Here is an 18,696-nt window from a genome sequence, read left to right as displayed (position 1 = left end):
ATGGAAAAATTATATCATAGGACTATTTTCAAAGGTAACTAAACCTAATTCACCCTTCCTAAAGTCTGACAGTACTGTTGCAAATGTTCTATCGAAGTCGGCGACACCTTTCTTCTTAATATAGCCTCGGCTAAAAGAAATTTGCTCAAGAACTTCCCCTACCGTACTCGCCATATCTTCTAAAGAATAGCGCTCAGATATTTTTTCAGGAAAGTATTTTAGGAGATATTCAATAACAAAGCATGCCACTTCTTCCTGCCCAAGAATTGAATCTCTAATTGCGTGGGTTGCACAGAGCCACATCCCCTCTTGTCTCGTATCAATTCTTCTTGGCATGATTCCCGGAGTATCCAAGAGTTCCATATCACTATCGACTTTTATCCACTGTTGTTGTTGAGTAAGTCCTGGCTTATCCCCACACTTTGCAGACTTGCGTCCACGAAGAGAATTTATAAGAGTAGACTTTCCTGTGTTAGGAAGTCCAACCATCATCATTCTAAACTTTCGAACCTTATCTCCTGAACCACCTGAAGCTATTCTATTTGCAATGACAATTTCTCGGGCCTTATCAGTGATGAGTTTTACAGCGTTGCGATCAAGGGCATTAACAAAGATGTGATTCTTTTCATTTTCTTCAAACCACTTCTTCCAGCCCGCAAGCTTTTCAGGATCGGAGAGATTCACCTTATTTAAAACAACCAGGCGACACTTATTACCAACAAGCTTCTTTAAATCTTCATTACCAGAAAGAAGAGGAATTCTTGCATCACGAAGCTCAAGAATGATATCAACCATTTTTAATTTATCCCCTACTTGCTTCATGGCCTTCGCCATATGCCCAGGGAACCAATTAAATGCTTTTGTGTGATCACGATATTCAGTTAGCGTGACATCTTCACTATAACTTCTCTTAACTTTCTTTGCCATTATGTCCTCAAATATTTACTTTCAACTAGTTAACGGCCCAAGCTTCCTTTATCAACTAATCCCTACTAAATGTTGAAATAAATACAACTTCAAATAGACTAAATAGCTTAAATTACGGAGCTATGCTAGAAATCACTATGAGCAAGTTAGAGAAGTTAAAAAGATATCCAATTCTAAAGAATGACCAACTACAAGCTTGGGACGCTTCAGATGAATTAGTTCTAAGTGAAATAGAAACCAGAGATCCAGTAAAAGTTCTGATCGTTAACGACAGTTTTGGTGCTCTTACTTTTGGATTAAGCGACCGGGAAATAACCAGCTATTCAGACTCCTATGTTTCAACTAAGGCCATTAATTTAAATACAGAAAATCCTGGAAGGCTAATCTCAGATTTAAAGAGGGTTGGCGGTGATTATGACCTTATTATAATTAAACTTCCAAAGAGTCTCTCTTTCTTAGAAGATATTTTAATTGAACTTTCAAACTCAATTAAGACCGGCACTCCTTTTATTTTCTCAGGAATGATAAAGCATATGTCCCCTGGACACTTCGATATGATTGAAAAGTATATTGGAGAAACAACAACGTCTCTCGCCAAGAAGAAAGCACGTTTAATTTTTGCCAGTTTTTCAAAAGAACCTACTGAGAATCCATATCCGATCTCACTTGAAATTCCCCAATGGGAGAAGCCTCTTCAAAATGAAAGTAATCTCTTTTCAAGAGAGAAATTAGATATAGGTACAAGATTTTTCTTAGAAAATATACCAAGTGGTGACTTTAAAAAAATTCTCGATCTTGGATGTGCCAATGGCCTAGTTGGCTTAGTGGCAAAGAAGAAGAATCCTAGTTCCACCATTTACTTTGCTGATGAGTCCTACATGGCCATCAAGAGTGCAAAGAGTAATTACAAGAACTCGTTTGAAGATAGTGCTCAGTACTTTTGGACAAATTGCTACGAAGACAAAGATCTTCCAGAGGTTGATCTTGTCCTCTGTAATCCTCCCTTTCATCAAGGAACGACTATTGGAGATTTTATAGCTTGGCAGATGTTTAATGATTCTAAAAAGAAGCTTCTTAGTGGCGGAAAAATCATTGTCATCGGCAATGGTCATCTTAGATACGACCAAAAGCTAACTAAGATCTTCGGCAATTGCAAAGTGATTAATCAAAATAAGAAATTTGTTGTCCTAGAGTCTATTCGGCAATCAAACTGGTAAGAACATGATCTTGCCATTTACCGTCAATTTTTAAGTACTTCTTAGAAACGCCGTGCTCAGTAAATCCAAGCTTTTCTAGAAGTTTTCTACTTCTAGTATTTCCAACGATAGCATTTGCTTCAATACGATGAAGTTTTAATTCATTAAAAACATAAGGAATCAATGCTCTAAGGGCCTCTGTCATTATTCCTTGTCCCTCGTATTCTTGGTCGATCATGTAACCAAGTCTACAATTTTGAAAGGGTCCTCTCTCAAAATTAGTAAAATTACAGCGTCCAATAAGTTGTCCTGTTTTATTAAAAAGACACATCCTTAATGAAAGATCTTTTTCAAATTCTTTTTGATATTGTTGAATACAGTCGAACCAGAATTCGCGGTCATAGAAATTCTTTGGCTGTTCAGGAGACCATGGGGAGAGATGGTCATCATTTCTCTTGAAGAAGTTGATAATCTCGCCAATATCTTCCTTCTTAGCAAGTCTAATATTTAGTCTCTTTGTTTCTATTTTCATAAGTGCTCCTATGTTATTATAAAGGAGTCTTAAAATTTTAACTAGTATCTAATTGTTAAGATTATATTTGGAGCCAATAGAATTACTATGAGTTACGACATCCAAAAAATGAATATTATTTTCTATGATGGAGACTGTGGGCTTTGTAACCATTTTGTGAAATTCGTTCTAAGATTTGAAAAAGAGAACCTCTTCTACTTCTCTCCCCTCAATTCCAAGTTAGCACTATCCACGCTTAATGAACAAAACTTAGACACCGTCGTTCTTTTGAAAAATGGAGACGAGTTTCATCGATCAGATGCAGCTCTTTTAATTTTAAAAGAGATGAAGTTTCCAATATCTTGTTGCTATTTATTAAGGCTGATCCCAAGGTTTCTTCGAGATAGTGTTTACAAAGTGATAGCAAGAAATAGAAGCCACTTCCTTCAAGGAGACAAACAATGCCTCCTTCCAACAATAGATCAAAGAAGTAGATTTATTTGATTTAAAAGCGACAGCTAGCAATAACCTTTATTCCGGCCCAGACGAGAGAAGGTCTCCACATTGATTTAAAGATAACTTTTTTTACTGCATATCGATCACTTCGACTTAGCTCACAATAACCAGACTCCATATAGCAAGGAACATGAGATTTAATTTGCGCTCTTTTAAACTTCTTGCAGCTCATATCTATACTTGGAAGGTCTAAGTTCTTAATCAGACATTCCCTAACTTTTTGAATCCATTCCTTACCTTCATCTGAGAAATAATCCTCATCAGAAGAAAACTTCATACAATACTTCTTACCAAAGCCAATTAAGTAGCCTTTATCCCCACAGTGCCTCTGCTCCTCAACACAAGAGTAGTATTCGCAATCACTCTTAAGTTCTTCACAGCTTGCGTGAAGAGAACTCATAGAGATCATAAGAAGAAAGATAGTGAGAATCCATTTAACCATAGAATAGTACTTAGCATAGTAAGAAGAGTAAGTATTCGGAGTGAACTTTTTACGTTATGAGCTGCAACTTAGCATAGAGCAACCTGCTTTTTGCTCTGCCCATTCAGGTCTCTTACAGAAGAACTTGTCCCATTTCTTTGAATAGGGTTCCTTAAGAGCGGAGAATAATTCTTCAAATAAAGATGAATCTCCCGCCTCTAGCTTTTCGCTCGCTTCGTGAAGTAGATAATTTCTTAGAATAATTCGAGGGTTTACTTCATTCATTACCCTTTTGGAGTCTTCAGCAGAGAGCGAATCGACCAATAACAAACTCTTATAGACTTTTATCAAATTATAGAAATCTCTCTCCTTGGACTCATCTAATTTTTGATAGAAGCAATCGCTAAAGTATTCTAAGACATCTCTTTTTGACTGCTCTTCCCTTTTTAATTCAATTAAATATTGAAAGAAGAGTGTAAAATCGACCTTTAGTTCATAAAGAGATTCTCTCATACTTTCTAAGAAATCTTTTGCAGTCTCACTTTCAAAAGATGAGAGACCATACTTCTTTGCCATCATTTGATAGTAGTCTCTTGTGTAGTACTCTTTGAAGTTCTCGACTTCATTTTCTAGTAGAGCCTGCTCATTCATTAGTGGCATTAAACTCTCACTAAAGCGCTGTAAATTCCAAACAGCAATAGATGGTTGATTAGCAAAGGCGTATCTACGACCAGGAAGATCCGTTGTATTGGGAGTAAAGCTTGGATCAAAATTATCTAAAAATGAAAAGGGTCCATAATCAATAGTAAGGCCTAGTACTGACATATTATCAGTATTCATTACTCCATGAACGAAACCTACTCTCATCCATTCAGATATCATAAACGATGTTCTCTTTGAGACTTCTCTAAAGAACTCTACAACACGATCATCTCCCGTACTTTTAATTTCAGGATAGAATCTTTCTACAGTCCAATCCAGTAATCCTTGTAAATTTTCACTCTCTCCTCTTGCAAAAAGTATTTGAAAATTTCCAAAACGAAGAAAACTCGGAGCAACTCTCGCCACAATAGCGCCATTTTCATAATCTGCATTTCCATCATAGAACATATCGCGCAGGACTTTATCCCCTGTATCTACTAGACTTAAGGCCCTCGTTGTTGGAACTCCTAAGTGAAACATCGCTTCACTCATTAAGAACTCTCTCACCGATGATCTGAGTACCGCTCTCCCATCTCCCCTTCTAGAATAGGCAGTTGTTCCGGCACCTTTTAATTGAAGTTCATAGACTCCATCGTCTTTAATAATCTCTCCAAGAGTTATCGCCCTTCCATCTCCAAGCTGATTTGCCCAATGACCAAATTGATATCCCCCGTAGCAAGCGGCGTAAGGAATCATCGTTTCCGTAACTCTATTTCCCGAAAGCATTTCAATACTTGCCTTATCTAGAGTTTCACTCAATCCTATAACTCTTCCTAGCCCGAATGAATAAGCGACCAGATGAGGGGCCGAAACCGGTGTCGGCATCGCCCTAGAGTAGAGTGCCCCCTCTGTCATGCTAGGGGTTCTAGTGACTTCATCGATTCCTGAAAACGAATCAACGAAGTTATTACTAAATTGAACGTCGTGAAGTTGTTTACTCATAAGGCCTTTTATTTATGTAAATTGTATACTTTTATTGCTCTTAAATATTTATTGGTTTACAAATATTACATGAAAAATATCATTGCTGCTTTAATATTACTACTTTCGATTTCTAGTGCTTCAGCTCTAGAAGTACAATGTGACTCTCCTTGGCAGGATATTTTAGTCGTCTTTAAGAAGAGCCCTGCTTCGAATATTTCATACCTTCTCTTTCTTGGTGAAACAGAACTTGAAAAGTATTATATAATTCCGGACTCTAATTATCATTTGAATGAAGATTCTTTTACCTTCTCTGATGAGCATACAAATATTACGATAGATTTTCACCTCACTATCGGAGGAATCGTTTCTGAAGGAGCACTCTTTAGAGAGCATAGCAATATCCCACTCCATAATTGTAGAAATATTATTTATCCCGAATCAATTTAATACGAACTCTCCTTAACACGTCCCTAAATCTTTAGTATAAGTAGTTATTAAATACTTAATGGGAGATTCTATGCAATTTAAAGTTAATTCAAACCTAAGTGAAAAAGGTACTGCTAAAGGATTAAATACTTCAAAGACAACTATTTATGTCTTTAATAATGAAAGAGAAAAATCTATACATAAAGTAATTTCCTCAAAGTTACCAACTTGGCAAAGATCAGCGCTTAAGAATTCAAATAGAAAATCTCTAAGTGGAAATATGGGACCTATTTACTTAGAAAATTTAAATCCTGAGAAATCTTCTTCTCACGGTGGACAGCTCGTTAGAAGTCCATATGCTCATGCTAGAGAAGAAATAGGACAACTCATCAGCACTGTGCTTTCTGATAAATCCAAAGAGATTACATTTCATTTTGAAGGTATTAGTGACGACGAAGTGATTGGCTCAATCGTTGGAGTCGAACTAGCGCTCTATCGTTTTGCAAAGAAAGAATTAGTTGGAGCATTTAAATTTAATAGAGATGGAAAGAAACTAGCAACATCACTAATACAAAAGGCAAAGTCTATTGCTCTTGGAGTAAATCAAGCAAGACACTTAGTTAATCTTCCACCGAATGATTTAAACCCTGTCACTTACGCGGACAATATGAAGGAGCTTTTCAAAACAAGTAAGACAATTAAAGTTACAGTCTTAGATGAAAAGAAATTGGCCAAAGAAAATTGCAATCTCCTTCTATCTGTTGGAGTTTCTTCAAATAATAAGCCACGCATTGTTCATCTTGCTTATCGTCCAAAGAATGCAGAAGGAAAGTCGATAGCTCTAGTTGGAAAAGGTATTACATTTGACTCTGGTGGACTCGACATGAAGTCCGCAGAGGGAATGAGATATATGAAAAAAGATATGGGTGGCTCTGCATGCCTAGTCGGCTTCTCTAGATGGCTAGAGAGTTCAGACGTGAAAAAGAACGTCGACATCTACCTCTCTCTTGCTGAAAATGCCGTGAGTGAAAATGCCACAAGGCCAAGTGATATCATTATTGCCAGAAATGGAATGAGTGTAGAAATTCACAACACCGATGCGGAAGGAAGACTCGCTCTTGCTGATGCAATTGATTTGGCGCTAGATCTAAAACCAGAAGTTATTATCGACGTTGCGACACTTACAGGGGCTGGAAAAGTTGCTCTAGGGCAAGATATTGCAAGTCTCTTTTCTAATCATGATGAGCTAGCAAACTCTTTACAAGAGTCTTCTTCAAGAATGGGAGACCTCGTTTGGAGAATGCCTCTTTATAATCCATACTTTTCCGGACTAAAGTCTGACTTTGCAGACATGGTAAATTCAGCATCAGGGCACGGAGGAGCTATAACAGCAGCTCTCTTTCTTGAAAAATTTGTTGGAAAGACCAAGTGGGCCCACTTAGATATTTTCTCTTGGACTAATGGCTCAAGACCAAGCCTTGTTCAACAAGGAGGAAGTGGTCAAGGAGTTGAAACTCTCGTTGGTTATTTCTCTTAACCTTATTTCATTAAAGAACGCCTAGAAGTTTCTCTTAAAGTAACTTCTAGGTAATTCAATTAATTCTAAATTGGAAATTTTCTCTCCAATTTTATCTAGGGTAACTCCAATCAGTGTTCCCTTATTATGCCCTATTACGAAAACTTCATATTCTTTCTCATCAACAACAATAAGGTGTTCTCCAAATTTTCTCCACTCATCTTCGCTAGCATTTTGATCAGTGAAGAGATCAACTCCAAGAGGAGTTCTAAAGCGATATGAACAAACAAGGTTTGCCGATAGAATCATCGCTTCATGTTCAGAGAGACCCTTCACTCTAGACTTACTTCTGAAGTAATCAATAGTGTAGCTTAAAAGAAAGCTATCTTTCTCTGTTAATTTATAGAGATAGTCTTCATGCCCTTCAAGCCTGTCAACACGGTTGAGCTTAACAGGAGAAACGAAGACAAATCCACTTGGGTGAATAATCTTTGCCGTTTCTTCTGGCTTAGAGGAAATTTGCCATGCCCAATCAGTACTAGGAAATTTTGGTGACCCTGCCATACTTACTTCTTCGCCTCAAGTTCAGCCAGTTCTTCTTCAATTAACTCTTTTTCAATTTTTGGAACGAGGGCCACAACTTCTTCAGTTAAGTGATGCCCATTTTTGAAAATCTCATCAATCACAGAGAGATCACCACTATAGATACTCATTTGCTGCTCGTAACTGACAACATTCTTGTAGTGACTTAAGATACTTGCTGATAGCTCAGGAAGAAATGGTTTCATTATCACACCTAGGCATAGAGCGTAGATTGAAGAATAAGCAAGAGTTTGTCCCGCAAGATCTTTGTCCACTTTAATCTGTGCCCAAGGAGCATTATCAGAGAAGAAGTTATTAGCACTTTGACCAATGAACATAACTTTCTCTATTCCTTTTTTTACAGAATACCCATCAACTAATTCATTGAGTTCCTTAATATCAGCAGAGAGCTTATTGGCAGCTTCTGATCCAGTAAAGCCTTGGTAGTAATTAGCAGGCATTCCCTCTTCCCAGTTTTTCTGAGTAAACTTCAGACAACGGTTTAAGAAATTTCCAATATTATTTGCAAGCTCGTTATTTACTTTTGCCTGTAGTTGTTCCCAACTAAAACTTGAATCCGTTTGTTCAGGAAGAATAGAGATTAAGTAATATCTAAGAGCATTTTGTCCAAACTTAGCAACGGCCTTCGCTGCGTCTACATAGTGCCCTGTTGATTTAGAAAATTGCTTTCCTTCTAGGTTTAAAAATTGATTAGCTGGAACTTGATCTGCTGCATGACAAATCCCAGAGGCTAAACTCATCGTTGGAAAAATCACTGTATGAAAAATGATATTATCTTTACCTATGAAGTGAGTGAGTTCAACTTCGTCGTTATTCCACCAATCTTTTAAGTAATCCTCTTTTGATCCCGAATCCTCTAGGAACTTCTTGGTATTTGATACATATCCAATTGGAGCATCAAACCAAACATAGAGCTTCTTCCCTTCTGTATTAGGGAGAGGTACATCGATTCCCCAATCAATATCACGAGTGATTGCTCTATCGTGAAGGCTTTCTTTTGTAAGACTATCGACATAAGGATAAACTGTTTTTCTCCAAGACTCACTCTTGGTCTCAAGCCACTTTCTATATTCAGTATGGTACTTTGATAAACAGATATAATATTGAGTGACTGTCACTTCAGAAATATTATTACTTGAACAAATCTTACACACAGTTTTAGTAAGCTTTACTGGATCAATGAACTCACCGCAATTAGGGCACTCGTCCCCTCTCGCATTTTCGTAGCCGCACTTATAACAAGTACCCTCAACAAATCTATCAGGAAGATGGTTATTACAATCGTTACAGTAGAGCTGTTGAGAATCTTTCGGTTCGATATAACCTTTTTCATGAAGATTCTTAAACCATTTAATAACTTCTTCTTTGTGATACTCAGCAGAAGTTTGTCCAAAGAAGTCAAAGTCTACGCCGAAGTCTTTGAAAAGCTCTCCATGTTCTTTGTGCCACTTATTTACATATTCTTGATAGTCTTCACCTACTTTCTTAGCATTGAGCATGATCGCCACACCGTGCTCATCAGACCCACTTATAAATAGTGTCTTATGTCCCTGTAATTTTCTGTGTCTATTATAGACATCAGACGCGAGGTAAGCTCCGGCCATATGTCCGAAATGTATAGGTCCATTGGCATATGGAAGTGCCGCAGTTATAAGAAATTTCTTCTTTTGCATTAAGTAGCTCCAAATATAAATAATCAGAAGAAAATTTAGCAAAATTGAGTGAATATTGCTATAACTTCTGGCATTAACACAGTGAGAAATTAATGGCAGTAAAAATACCTAATAAGGCATTTCTATCATTCACATACAAGCAGTGCGTAAACACTCTCTACCGCGCCTTCAAGCAAGTTGAAGACCACTGGGAAAGAGAGGGTATTCGTGTTGATGCGCTTAAGATTCTAGAAGAGAATTTACAAACCTTAGTCGAACACGAAGATGAGGTTCAATCTACTCTCGCAAAAGAGCTCTTAGAGATTTATCCAAAAGACCAACAGTCTCTTCAAACTTTATTGATGAAGCTAGAACGTCTTGAACAAAAAGACCTAAAAGATAGCGACTTTCTCATTTCAACTATTGATGATTTTGCCAAAGTAAATGAAAGTCCTAGCCCTATTCACTTAGTTCTAGATAATCTTAGAAGCTCTTTCAATGTGGGAAGTCTCTTTAGAACAGCAGAGGCCATTGGAATTAAAGAGATTCATCTCTGTGGCTATACCCCGACTCCAGAAAACTCCAAGACCGCGAAGTCGGCCCTTGGAACAGATAAGTGGATAAAGTGGAAGTACTGGGAATCATCTCTAGATTGTGTCGACAATCTTAGAGAGCAAGGTGTTGAAATCCTAGCTTTTGAGACTGAAAAAAATGCAGACTCACTTTCAAGAATAAGTGAAATAAGAGAGTGTGCCATAGTCCTTGGAAATGAGAGATATGGCCTTAATCAAAGTATTTTAAAGAGAGCAGATCGAATTTTAAAAATAGATCTCGGCGGAAAGAAAAACTCTTTAAATGTTGGGACTTGTGGGGCGATTGCCATGTACCACCTAGCAGAAGCGACTTCGGAGAAATAATGAAAACGATGCTCACAATTTTGACTCTACTATCTTCAATACAAATTTTTGCATTCAATGATTTCCAAGTAGGAGATGTCATTCTACTAGACTTAGATTGTAGAAGTTGTCAGGTTATTGAATCGGAAAGCGGTGGAAGATTTTCTCACTCAGGAGTTGTCATCTCTGATGGAAGAGAGCTCTTTGCGGCCCAGTCACTTGGATACGTTCATCACATACCTATTAAGAAGTTTCTAACTTACACAAAGAAGTATGTGGTTCTTAGGCCAACAATAAATACCTCTTCATTTAAGAAGTACCACTGGGAAATTTATAAGAGAGAATATTATAAGACACCATTTGACGATGATTATAGATGGGACGATCAAACTCTTTACTGCTCAGAGTTCTTATATAAATTTATGAATAGATTTATGAACTTTAAGCACTTAACTTCAGCGCCAATGGACTTTACTTTGAACTGGGATTACTGGTCACATCATTTTAGAAATGGCCCTCCACAAGATATAGAGGGCATAGCACCAAACGACTTCTATAGATCTACAGATTTTAAAGTCATTTTCGATTCCGTTAAGTAATTACTTAAGAGCTGCTTGAACCATTTGAGACAGCTCTTTTCCGTCAAACTTTCCCTTAGTTTTTGCAGAAAGAGCTCCCATGAGACTTCCCATATTTGGATTGTCTTGAGCTGCTTTAGCCTCATCGATTAGAGATTGCACTTCTTCTTTTGTTAATTGCTGAGGGAGAAATTCACTAAGAACTTTAACCTCTGCTTCAAGGTCAGCTCTTTGCTCACTTCCTTCAGGATACATCTCCATTGAGTCTTTCATTTTCTTCGCGTAAGAGATCACAATTTCCATTTCATCAACTTTCTTCTTAGCAGTTTCATTCTCAATAAAGAGCTTCTTTAAATATCTAAGAGCTTGAAGCCTAATTTTATCTTTGGCCTTCATTGCTGCAATAATTTGCTTACTTACATTATCTTTTAAACTTTCACTCATAATTCTTCCTTATAAGAAACTAACTCCTGTTAGCTCTTCTGATACTTCCCATAATTTCTTAGCAACAACTAAATTTTTAGACGCTTTATTTGAATCAACTTTTGTTGGCTCTCCCTTCATTTCGCCGAGTCCATTAGGTCCAATGTACTCACCACCTACAAGCTCAGTATTTAATGCCGCGTAAAGAGTTGGCCTCGCCCCATCAGTAGCAGACTGTGAAATAAGTCCCATTCCAAAAGACATAAACTTTGGCATAAACTGTCCAAGATTAGTACTTGAAACACCTGGGTGAGCGGCGACAGAGAGAATTTTAATATTCTTTTCCTTTAATCTTCGATCAAATTCGTAAGCAAACATTAAGCACGCCAGCTTACTTTGACCGTAGGCCTTCTTCTTATTGTATTTACCTTTAAAATTTAAATCCTGAAAATAAATATCTCCCCACTTATGGGCGAGACTTGCAAGAGAGATCACTCGAGCGTCCTCTGACTTCTTTAGAAGATCAAAGAGCAGGCCAGTGAGAGCAAAGTGAGAAAGATAATTCACCCCAAGTTGACTCTCAAATCCATTTGCTGTTAGAGAAAACGGAGGCATCATAATTCCTGCATTGTTTACAAGTAAGTCTAACTTAGAGCTACTCTTTGCAAAGTTTTCGGCAAAAGATTTAACACTAGAGAGATCATTTAAATCTAGTTTCATGAAATCAATTTTAGAACTTGGATATTCTTTCTTTAACTTAGTAATAGCAGAGGAAGTCTTCTCTTCATTTCGACAGGCCATAGTAACATGGAAACCTTCTTGAAGTAATCCCTTAACAGTTTCTAAGCCAAGACCAATATTGGCCCCTGTAACAATTGCGTTCTTCATATTGAATTAGCCTTTTTGATAATTAAGTATTTTAGAAAATTTTAAGCCAAGATGGCTCATATATAAAGAACTTCCAATTGAAAGTAGAAGTATTTGAAGAATTCGATCAAAACTAATCATTACGAGACTAATTCCCGCGGGTACTCCATAGAGAGATGTTATTCCAACAAAACTTAACTCTTTTAAACCTAGATTGCCAGGAAGGATAGAGAAAAGCCCTACAGACAAATGAAGGATAGTAATTGAACTTATACTGAAATAATCTAATTCGATATTAAAGATCTTAAAAATAAGTATATATCTAAGAATATAAATACTCGTGGCCATAAGATAAGAGAGTATTGTGATGAATATATTTCTCATCTTAAAGACATCACTAAGGTAGTCTCTTTCTATCTGCGCACTTATCCATTTAGAAAATACAAGAACTCCCAACGAGGAAATAGACAGAAAATAAGCAGCAAAACTTAATGAATGAAAGTATATTGACTCACTCAATCTTTCATCCATTAAAATAATAAGTGAGAAAGAACCTAGAATAAAAATACTACAGACACTTAATAAAATACTTATACCTGTGTACTTTTTAATTGAAACTTTATACTTCTTTTTAAGAATACTCGCTCTAACAAGAGTCCCCCCTTTCATTGGAAGAAAGAGATTTAAGAAGTTACTTACGAGACTTAAGCCAAATAAGCTTTTTAACGACACTGCTCTTTTTAAAATATATCTAAATGGTAAGCTCAAAGATAGGTAGAAACTTAAAAAGATGATAATAAATAGAGTAATATCAAAGAAGCTTAATTTTGAAAGCATTTCAATATTGATCGACATATAATAGACGAGAAAAATAAGAATTGAAGAGCTAATAAGTACTTTAAAATAATCTAAGCTCTTTCTAAACATCTCTAACCTTATAAATAAAACTAAAGACAAGAGGAATAATCACTAAGTCAGAAATCGTCCCAAAGAGAAGTCCACTCCCCATAGCGAGAACCATTGGTGAAATAAAGGCATCGGTTCCACCTAGAAGGCCATAGATGCTCGGTATAACTCCAAAAAGAGTGGTAATTGTCGTTAAAAAAATGGGAGCAAATCTCTTCTGGGCACCTTGAATAATTGAGCTTGCCCCTTCATTAATTTTAACTTCCTTCATAACTTCAATCATCAATAGAGCATCATTAATAACCACTCCAATAAAACCAATAATACCAACAAGACCTAGAGCTGATAGCGGTGCTCCGTGAATCTTAAAAAAGAAGAGAATTCCAATAAGACCAATAGGAACCGAAGAACATATAAGAAGTGGTAAGAAATAAGACTTATAAAGAATAACCAGAGCAAAGTAAATAAGAAGACAAGTAATGCCAATTCCTAAGAAGAGGTTAAACAATCTCTCTTTTGACTTAAACATCTTCCCCTTTACAATTAGATCAACATTCTTATTCTCACTTGAAAACCTGTTAATAATTGAATTGATTTGAGAAGCTGAGACCCCCTCTCTTACCTTATTAATGAGTATCGAATTAGATTCTTCACCATTGTAGTGTGTTACTACAATAGGAAGTTTCTCTTCACTAAGTTTTACTAATTTCTTAAGTGGAAGTTTACGTCCTTTATTATTTAGAACACTAATTCCATCTATTGGCCCAATGAATCCATCTTCTCTATGCTTAGAAATTACTTTAATATAACTTCTCTCATCACCCTTATTTAGAAAGCCAATAATCTCCCCACTAAAAGCGACTCTCAAGCTCTTTGCAACCTGAGAAACATCTGTACCAAGTCTAGACAGCTTTTCATAAATTGGTCTTAGAACAAAACTAGGAGCTCCAAAGAGAATATCATTGGAGAGACTTCCCTTAGAGATTGCCTCTAATTCATTTGATAAATTCTCCACGGCCATTTGTCTTGTCTTTAGATCTTGTGCGAGAAGAATGACTTCTAAATCATTTCCTGATGGAGGCGCACCAGAGTCAATTTTACTTCCAAAACTCTTAAGCCCTTTCATTCCCTGTATTTTACTCAATAACTCACCTTCAATATCAACAGCAGATCTTTCTCTTTCATTAAAGCCAGTTAATTCTACTTTTATATAGAAGCACTGTTCGCAGTGATACTGTCCTTCATAATTTCTTCCGACTCGTGTTCTATATGAAACGACATCATTTCCACCGATTGTCTTTACCAATTTATCAACAGACTTAGCAACTGAAGCCGTATGAGCAATGGTCTTCCCTCTATTTACTTCACCAAAGAGATAAATCCTTTGCGCCTGAAACTCAGGGAACATTTGAAATTTAAAACCATGCAAACCAATCCCTAGAAAACTTATAAGTAATAAAACAATGGCCACTAAGGACTTAAACTTATTTCTAATTAAGAAATTTAAAAAAAGGCCATAATTATTTTCTAATAGGCGCATTGTCTTTTTTCCAATAGAACTACTCTCTGCAGAGAGATTAGTCCCTCTTAAATGAATAGGAAGAAAGATAATAGACTCAATAAAGCTTCCAATAAGAACAATTATAACAACGGCAGGAATCTCAGCAGTAAATTGTCCCAGAAGTCCTGGAATAAAGAAAATTGGAATGAATGAAATAATTGAAGTGAGGATAGTAATACTTATTGGTCTAACCACTTGTAGAACAGAGTCAACAAGTGAATCGTCTGTATTATTTTTCCTAGAGTAGATACTCTGAGAAACGATGATAGCGTCGTCAACAATCATTCCTAGAACAACGATAACACCGCAAAGGCTAATCGAATTAAGAGTGAGACCAAGTATTGGCATCATAATCATCAAGAAGGCCAAGCTAAATGGGATTCCAAATGATACCCATAGGGCCACTTTTATATTGAAGAAGAAAAGTAGAATTAGAAGAATAAGCGCAAGCCCTAGTATAATATTAGAGTAGACCATGCTTAATCTATTTCTTGTTTCACTAGAGAGATCATGAGTATTTACAAATTTAATATTCTTTAACCCATGAGTTCTTTTAAAATCTTCAACAACACGCTTAACTTCATCAATCGTTCTAATAATATCGGCCCTTGGAACCTTATAAAGCCAAAGCCCTAACCCTTCCTCTCCGTTATAGGAAGTAATAATATTCTTCTTACTAAAGCCATAGACAACTTTTGCAACGTCACGAACCAGAACACTTTTTCCAGAGTAGTTGGATCTAATGATAATGCTTTCTAATTTCTTAGGAGTGTCCAATTCTGAAAGAGTAATTATCTTGCGCTCATTTACATAGGATTCAATTGTTCCACCTGATGCGCTAATTTGGTTACTCTTTATTGATATCATCACGTCATCGAATGAAAGATCAAATTTTGAGAGCTTTATAGGGTCTACAATAACTTGAAACTCTCTCTCTCTTTTTCCACTAATATCTGCTTTATATATTTCAGGAATCTGTAGTATTCTTCTTCTAAGCTTCTTTGTAAGTGAGAGAATCTCTTCTTCTGATAAAGAGTCAGAAATTAGAGCAACATCATAAATAGGAAAACTATCTACTTTCATCTCCAACACATTAGGTCTTTGAATCACTCTCGCTGGTAGATTATTCACTTTATCTAGTGCTCTTTGAATATTATCTTTAACACCTTGAAAGTCTCCAAAGTCTTGGTCTAAGACGACAGTAATAGTTGATTGTCCCTCCATTGATCTAGAAGAGAAGTACTTAATTCCTTCAACTTTCTTTAATTCATACTCTAGGTTATTTGTCACATTAACTTCAACATCACGAGGAGAAGCTTCAGGATAGAAAGTTGTTATCACTAATTTTTGAAGATCGACTTGAGGGTAGCTCGTTCTTTGAAGGTTTCTAGCCCCAAGCATTGCCCCGAGAAGAATTAAGATAAAAGTGAACTTTGTAATTAAAGGATTATCAAGAAGATATCTAAGAACTTTTCTCATAGGGTCTCCTCTATTTTCTTAGCGAGCCTAAAAGCATCTTCACGTATTCCTCTTAAGAAGCGACTCTTAAAGTTAAATAGACACTCACGACCTAAGAAGTAAAGACCTGGAGTTGTAAAGCTTTGAATATGTCCTCTCTGATAATCGCCAGTGATATGAGGAGTAGTCTCACAGAAACCTGTTGCAAAGATGATCTTATCAACTTCAAGAGACTGACCATTTTTAAATGTGACGACTCTTCCTTCAACACTGAAAATTTCTGGATACTTTCTAATATTTTCGATTAAAGGCCTTCTTTCGAGGTCCATATATACTTCTAACTTCTTTCGTAGTGAAAAAAGAGAGATCAGAAAATCTATGAATTTTATATTACGAAGACACCATTTACGAATTGATTCTTTAGAAGAGAACTTTACTTCCCCTCTCGTACAAAGAAAGAGATTCTTTGTTCTTTGGGCAACTTCCTCGAGGACCTGGCCTGCAGAAAGTCTAGCACCAACGATTAAGACTCTGTCATCACTTCCTATAATGGAATTATTCTTATATTGACTAAAGTGAATCATCTCACAAGTTGGGTTTACTTTAGAAAAGGAAGGAGTGAAAGGTTTCGAGAAATAACCACTTGCATCTACAACCTTCTTTGCTAAGAAGACTCCTTCCTCAGTCGTTATATGAAAGATTCGATCTATTTTTTCGACGCTCTTAACAACTGTATTCTCTCTTATATTTAAACCTTGACCTATTTTTCTTAAATATTCTGCATAACTCTTTGCTGATATCACGGAGTCTAACTCATAGAGGTTTTTATCTTCTCCTCTTAAGTAATTTGATCTCCAATAAGTAATAAGCGAGAGATTATCTGGCATATTAGAAAAACTATTTCCAACACTTCCCTTCTCTAGGATCAGATATTTCGAAGATTTCTTTGAGAGAATATTGCCTAGAGCAAGACCAGCAGGTCCTGCACCAATGATTAGAATATCAAAAATGATATCGTTACTCACTGATCAATCCGAAGAAGAGGAAGTGAGTAGTGATTTTTTATTCTTTGATAAAAGAGACGATGAGATTTTCTATGAAAGAAGAATACTCTTCCTAAGAATCGACTTATTAAGTGCGTCCCTTCAAATCTCTTCTCTAAGAGATTAAAGTGATTTAAAATTTGACGAAGGTCCCAGTCGACAGCTTTGTAAATTTCTACAACTTGCCTCTTTCCATTTCTACTCGCCCCAAACTCTAGAATACTGAGTAGACAATCTTCAAGGTTTACTATATTTCTCCCTTCAGACTCTATGCGAATTCCAAGAGCTGTGAAAATAGTAATTAAACAATAATTTATGCAACTAGATTCTCTAATTCCTTCACTTCTTTTAATGAGGGATTCTATTTCTAAAAGATCTGATGGGGATATGTCTTTAAATCTTATAAAGATAAGTGGTTCACAGGATTTTTCACAGAATTCTCTAAAGAAAGTTTTCTTAAATATAAAGTGCCCATGAATCTCATACTTTCCAGCAATGAGATAAGCGTGACCATTCTTTCTAGAGAATCCAATCAAGACTTCGCGACCAGGAGTGAAGTCCTTTGGGACTTTCCACTTTCCGTATGAATTCGTAGCTAGTTGAATTCTCTCTTTCACTGGCTTATCCCAAATATCTTCTCCATCATTCTCTCTCTAAGAGTAATAAGACTTGAAGGATCATAGAGAAAGCCGTTATCAACTTTTCTCTTATCAGTGAAGTACATTCCGCCACGCTCTCCGCGAAGCTGAATTCTATAATTAGTAAATTTAGACCAAATGAGCTCAGGAAATAAATATTCTCTTCGTCCAAGAACTCCGTAATCATCTCTTAGAAGGTATTTATTCTTTACAATGGCCGGTCTGAGAATCGAAGTATGATTCTTCTCATTTCTTAATTTCAGAGTTGGAGCAATCCACCATCCGACAATTAAATTAAAGGCAGGTTGTGGCGAAGGAGTTCCCCAATGGAGACGCTTCTTATTTCCATTAGGATTTCCAAAGAATGGAAACCTTGTTTTCATAAAACAAGAAAACACTGCAAATTCATCAGGGTCATAGTCTCTATCTCTAAAGATAATTGTCGGCTCTCTCTTTTCAAGCATCACCATTTTTAAGAAATCTCTATAGAATCTTCTATCAGTAAAGTGCTCTAAAGCATCTTTGAAATCATCAAATATTAACGAGGCTCCATTAAAGTGAACTGTTCCATGAATATAATTAACAGCAGGAGGCATTCTATTCTTCTTTCCATAAGGATGATTCGTCGTTGCACTTGAGTTCTCAACCATTCTTGAAAGATACTTCATTATTCTCTTAACAATTACTGAGTCACTATCATTAAATTCCCTCTTTCTCTTAGAAGCATAGACAACATTCTTTTCCCAGATAAGTTCTCCGTCCTCTAAACTTCTTCCAGTCACAAATGGGTGCTCATTTGAAATAAGTCCACCCCTCAAAGGTCTTAGCCACATGATATAAAATACTTTTAAAATTCCATAACTATTATGCAAATTGTGCCCGAGCCAATTAGGTAGTGCCATCAAGCAATAGATTAGATCTCTTGTAACCAT

Annotated in this window: 19 protein-coding genes; 6 read left to right on the top strand and 13 right to left on the bottom strand. The window is 36.4% G+C overall.

Annotated features, from left to right (window positions below; translation table 11 throughout):
• Window positions 1-9 precede the first annotated feature (9 nt).
• Window positions 10-927 (bottom strand): ribosome biogenesis GTPase YlqF, encoded by a 918-nt coding sequence (gene ylqF / locus CES88_RS15865; protein ID WP_290736695.1) that lies wholly within the window; start codon window positions 925-927, stop codon window positions 10-12.
• Between the two features lie 137 nt (window positions 928-1,064).
• Here ylqF and CES88_RS15860 point away from each other — a divergent pair, with 137 nt between their 5' ends.
• Window positions 1,065-2,144 (top strand): methyltransferase, encoded by a 1,080-nt coding sequence (locus tag CES88_RS15860; protein ID WP_290736692.1) that lies wholly within the window; start codon window positions 1,065-1,067, stop codon window positions 2,142-2,144.
• On the opposite strand, the gene CES88_RS15855 is transcribed toward CES88_RS15860, so the two are convergent.
• Window positions 2,122-2,655 carry a GNAT family N-acetyltransferase gene (locus CES88_RS15855; RefSeq protein WP_290736689.1) on the bottom strand — a complete coding sequence of 178 codons (534 nt, stop codon included), beginning with the start codon at window positions 2,653-2,655 and terminating at the stop codon, window positions 2,122-2,124. The two genes, CES88_RS15860 and CES88_RS15855, sit on opposite strands and share 23 nt — an antisense overlap.
• An 87-nt stretch (window positions 2,656-2,742) precedes the next feature.
• Between CES88_RS15855 and CES88_RS15850 the strand changes: the two genes are divergently transcribed.
• Window positions 2,743-3,138: a DCC1-like thiol-disulfide oxidoreductase family protein gene (locus CES88_RS15850; RefSeq protein WP_290736686.1), complete on the top strand. Its 396-nt coding sequence runs from the start codon at window positions 2,743-2,745 to the stop codon at window positions 3,136-3,138.
• 1 nt (window position 3,139) lies between these two features.
• On the opposite strand, the gene CES88_RS15845 is transcribed toward CES88_RS15850, so the two are convergent.
• On the bottom strand, window positions 3,140-3,592 hold the full coding sequence (locus CES88_RS15845) for a hypothetical protein (RefSeq protein ID WP_290736684.1): 453 nt from the start codon (window positions 3,590-3,592) through the stop codon (window positions 3,140-3,142).
• Between the two features lie 54 nt (window positions 3,593-3,646).
• Window positions 3,647-5,215: a protein adenylyltransferase SelO gene (locus CES88_RS15840; protein ID WP_290736681.1), complete on the bottom strand. Its 1,569-nt coding sequence runs from the start codon at window positions 5,213-5,215 to the stop codon at window positions 3,647-3,649.
• A 69-nt stretch (window positions 5,216-5,284) separates the two neighbouring features.
• On the opposite strand from CES88_RS15840, the gene CES88_RS15835 reads away from it, so the two are divergent.
• Together CES88_RS15835 and CES88_RS15830 are read left to right on the top strand one after the other, a co-directional pair.
• Window positions 5,285-5,644: a hypothetical protein gene (locus CES88_RS15835; RefSeq protein ID WP_290736678.1), complete on the top strand. Its 360-nt coding sequence runs from the start codon at window positions 5,285-5,287 to the stop codon at window positions 5,642-5,644.
• Between the two features lie 70 nt (window positions 5,645-5,714).
• Complete coding sequence (locus CES88_RS15830) at window positions 5,715-7,160, top strand: leucyl aminopeptidase family protein (protein WP_290736676.1); 1,446 nt, start codon at window positions 5,715-5,717, stop codon at window positions 7,158-7,160.
• Window positions 7,161-7,181: 21 nt separating this feature from the next.
• On the opposite strand, the gene CES88_RS15825 is transcribed toward CES88_RS15830, so the two are convergent.
• On the bottom strand, window positions 7,182-7,703 hold the full coding sequence (locus CES88_RS15825; protein ID WP_290736674.1) for a hypothetical protein: 522 nt from the start codon (window positions 7,701-7,703) through the stop codon (window positions 7,182-7,184).
• A gap of 2 nt (window positions 7,704-7,705) precedes the next feature.
• The gene (metG, locus tag CES88_RS15820) at window positions 7,706-9,415 is read right to left on the bottom strand and encodes a methionine--tRNA ligase (protein WP_290736671.1); all 1,710 of its coding nucleotides are present in this window, start codon (window positions 9,413-9,415) and stop codon (window positions 7,706-7,708) included.
• 92 nt (window positions 9,416-9,507) lie between these two features.
• Here metG and CES88_RS15815 point away from each other — a divergent pair, with 92 nt between their 5' ends.
• Window positions 9,508-10,311, top strand: a complete 804-nt coding sequence (locus tag CES88_RS15815; protein ID WP_290736668.1) for an RNA methyltransferase — start codon at window positions 9,508-9,510, stop codon at window positions 10,309-10,311.
• Complete coding sequence (locus CES88_RS15810; RefSeq protein WP_290736665.1) at window positions 10,311-10,889, top strand: YiiX/YebB-like N1pC/P60 family cysteine hydrolase; 579 nt, start codon at window positions 10,311-10,313, stop codon at window positions 10,887-10,889. Before CES88_RS15815 ends, CES88_RS15810 begins: the two co-directional genes overlap by 1 nt.
• Here CES88_RS15810 and CES88_RS15805 read toward each other — a convergent pair whose 3' ends face one another.
• The 7 genes from CES88_RS15805 to CES88_RS15775 are packed head-to-tail and all read right to left on the bottom strand — an operon-like array spanning window position 10,890 to window position 18,696.
• Entirely contained in the window at window positions 10,890-11,312 is a 423-nt protein-coding gene (locus tag CES88_RS15805; RefSeq protein WP_290736662.1) for a GatB/YqeY domain-containing protein, read from the bottom strand.
• A 9-nt stretch (window positions 11,313-11,321) separates the two neighbouring features.
• Window positions 11,322-12,179 (bottom strand): oxidoreductase, encoded by an 858-nt coding sequence (locus tag CES88_RS15800; protein WP_290736659.1) that lies wholly within the window; start codon window positions 12,177-12,179, stop codon window positions 11,322-11,324.
• Window positions 12,180-12,185: 6 nt separating this feature from the next.
• Window positions 12,186-13,085, bottom strand: a complete 900-nt coding sequence (locus tag CES88_RS15795) for a lysylphosphatidylglycerol synthase domain-containing protein (protein WP_290736657.1) — start codon at window positions 13,083-13,085, stop codon at window positions 12,186-12,188.
• A complete protein-coding gene (locus CES88_RS15790) occupies window positions 13,078-16,104 on the bottom strand; it encodes an efflux RND transporter permease subunit (protein ID WP_290736655.1) in 3,027 nt (1,008 codons plus the stop codon). Before CES88_RS15790 ends, CES88_RS15795 begins: the two co-directional genes overlap by 8 nt.
• Entirely contained in the window at window positions 16,101-17,108 is a 1,008-nt protein-coding gene (locus CES88_RS15785) for an NAD(P)-binding domain-containing protein (protein ID WP_290736653.1), read from the bottom strand. The genes CES88_RS15790 and CES88_RS15785 overlap by 4 nt, the downstream gene beginning before the upstream one ends.
• Entirely contained in the window at window positions 17,105-17,743 is a 639-nt protein-coding gene (locus CES88_RS15780; RefSeq protein ID WP_290736651.1) for a hypothetical protein, read from the bottom strand. The genes CES88_RS15785 and CES88_RS15780 overlap by 4 nt, the downstream gene beginning before the upstream one ends.
• Complete coding sequence (locus CES88_RS15775) at window positions 17,740-18,696, bottom strand: hypothetical protein (RefSeq protein ID WP_290736649.1); 957 nt, start codon at window positions 18,694-18,696, stop codon at window positions 17,740-17,742. Before CES88_RS15775 ends, CES88_RS15780 begins: the two co-directional genes overlap by 4 nt.

This window comes from Halobacteriovorax sp. JY17 (assembly GCF_002753895.1).
In the GTDB taxonomy this organism is placed as follows: domain Bacteria; phylum Bdellovibrionota; class Bacteriovoracia; order Bacteriovoracales; family Bacteriovoracaceae; genus Halobacteriovorax.
This window is presented reverse-complemented; position numbering and strand designations above follow the sequence as displayed.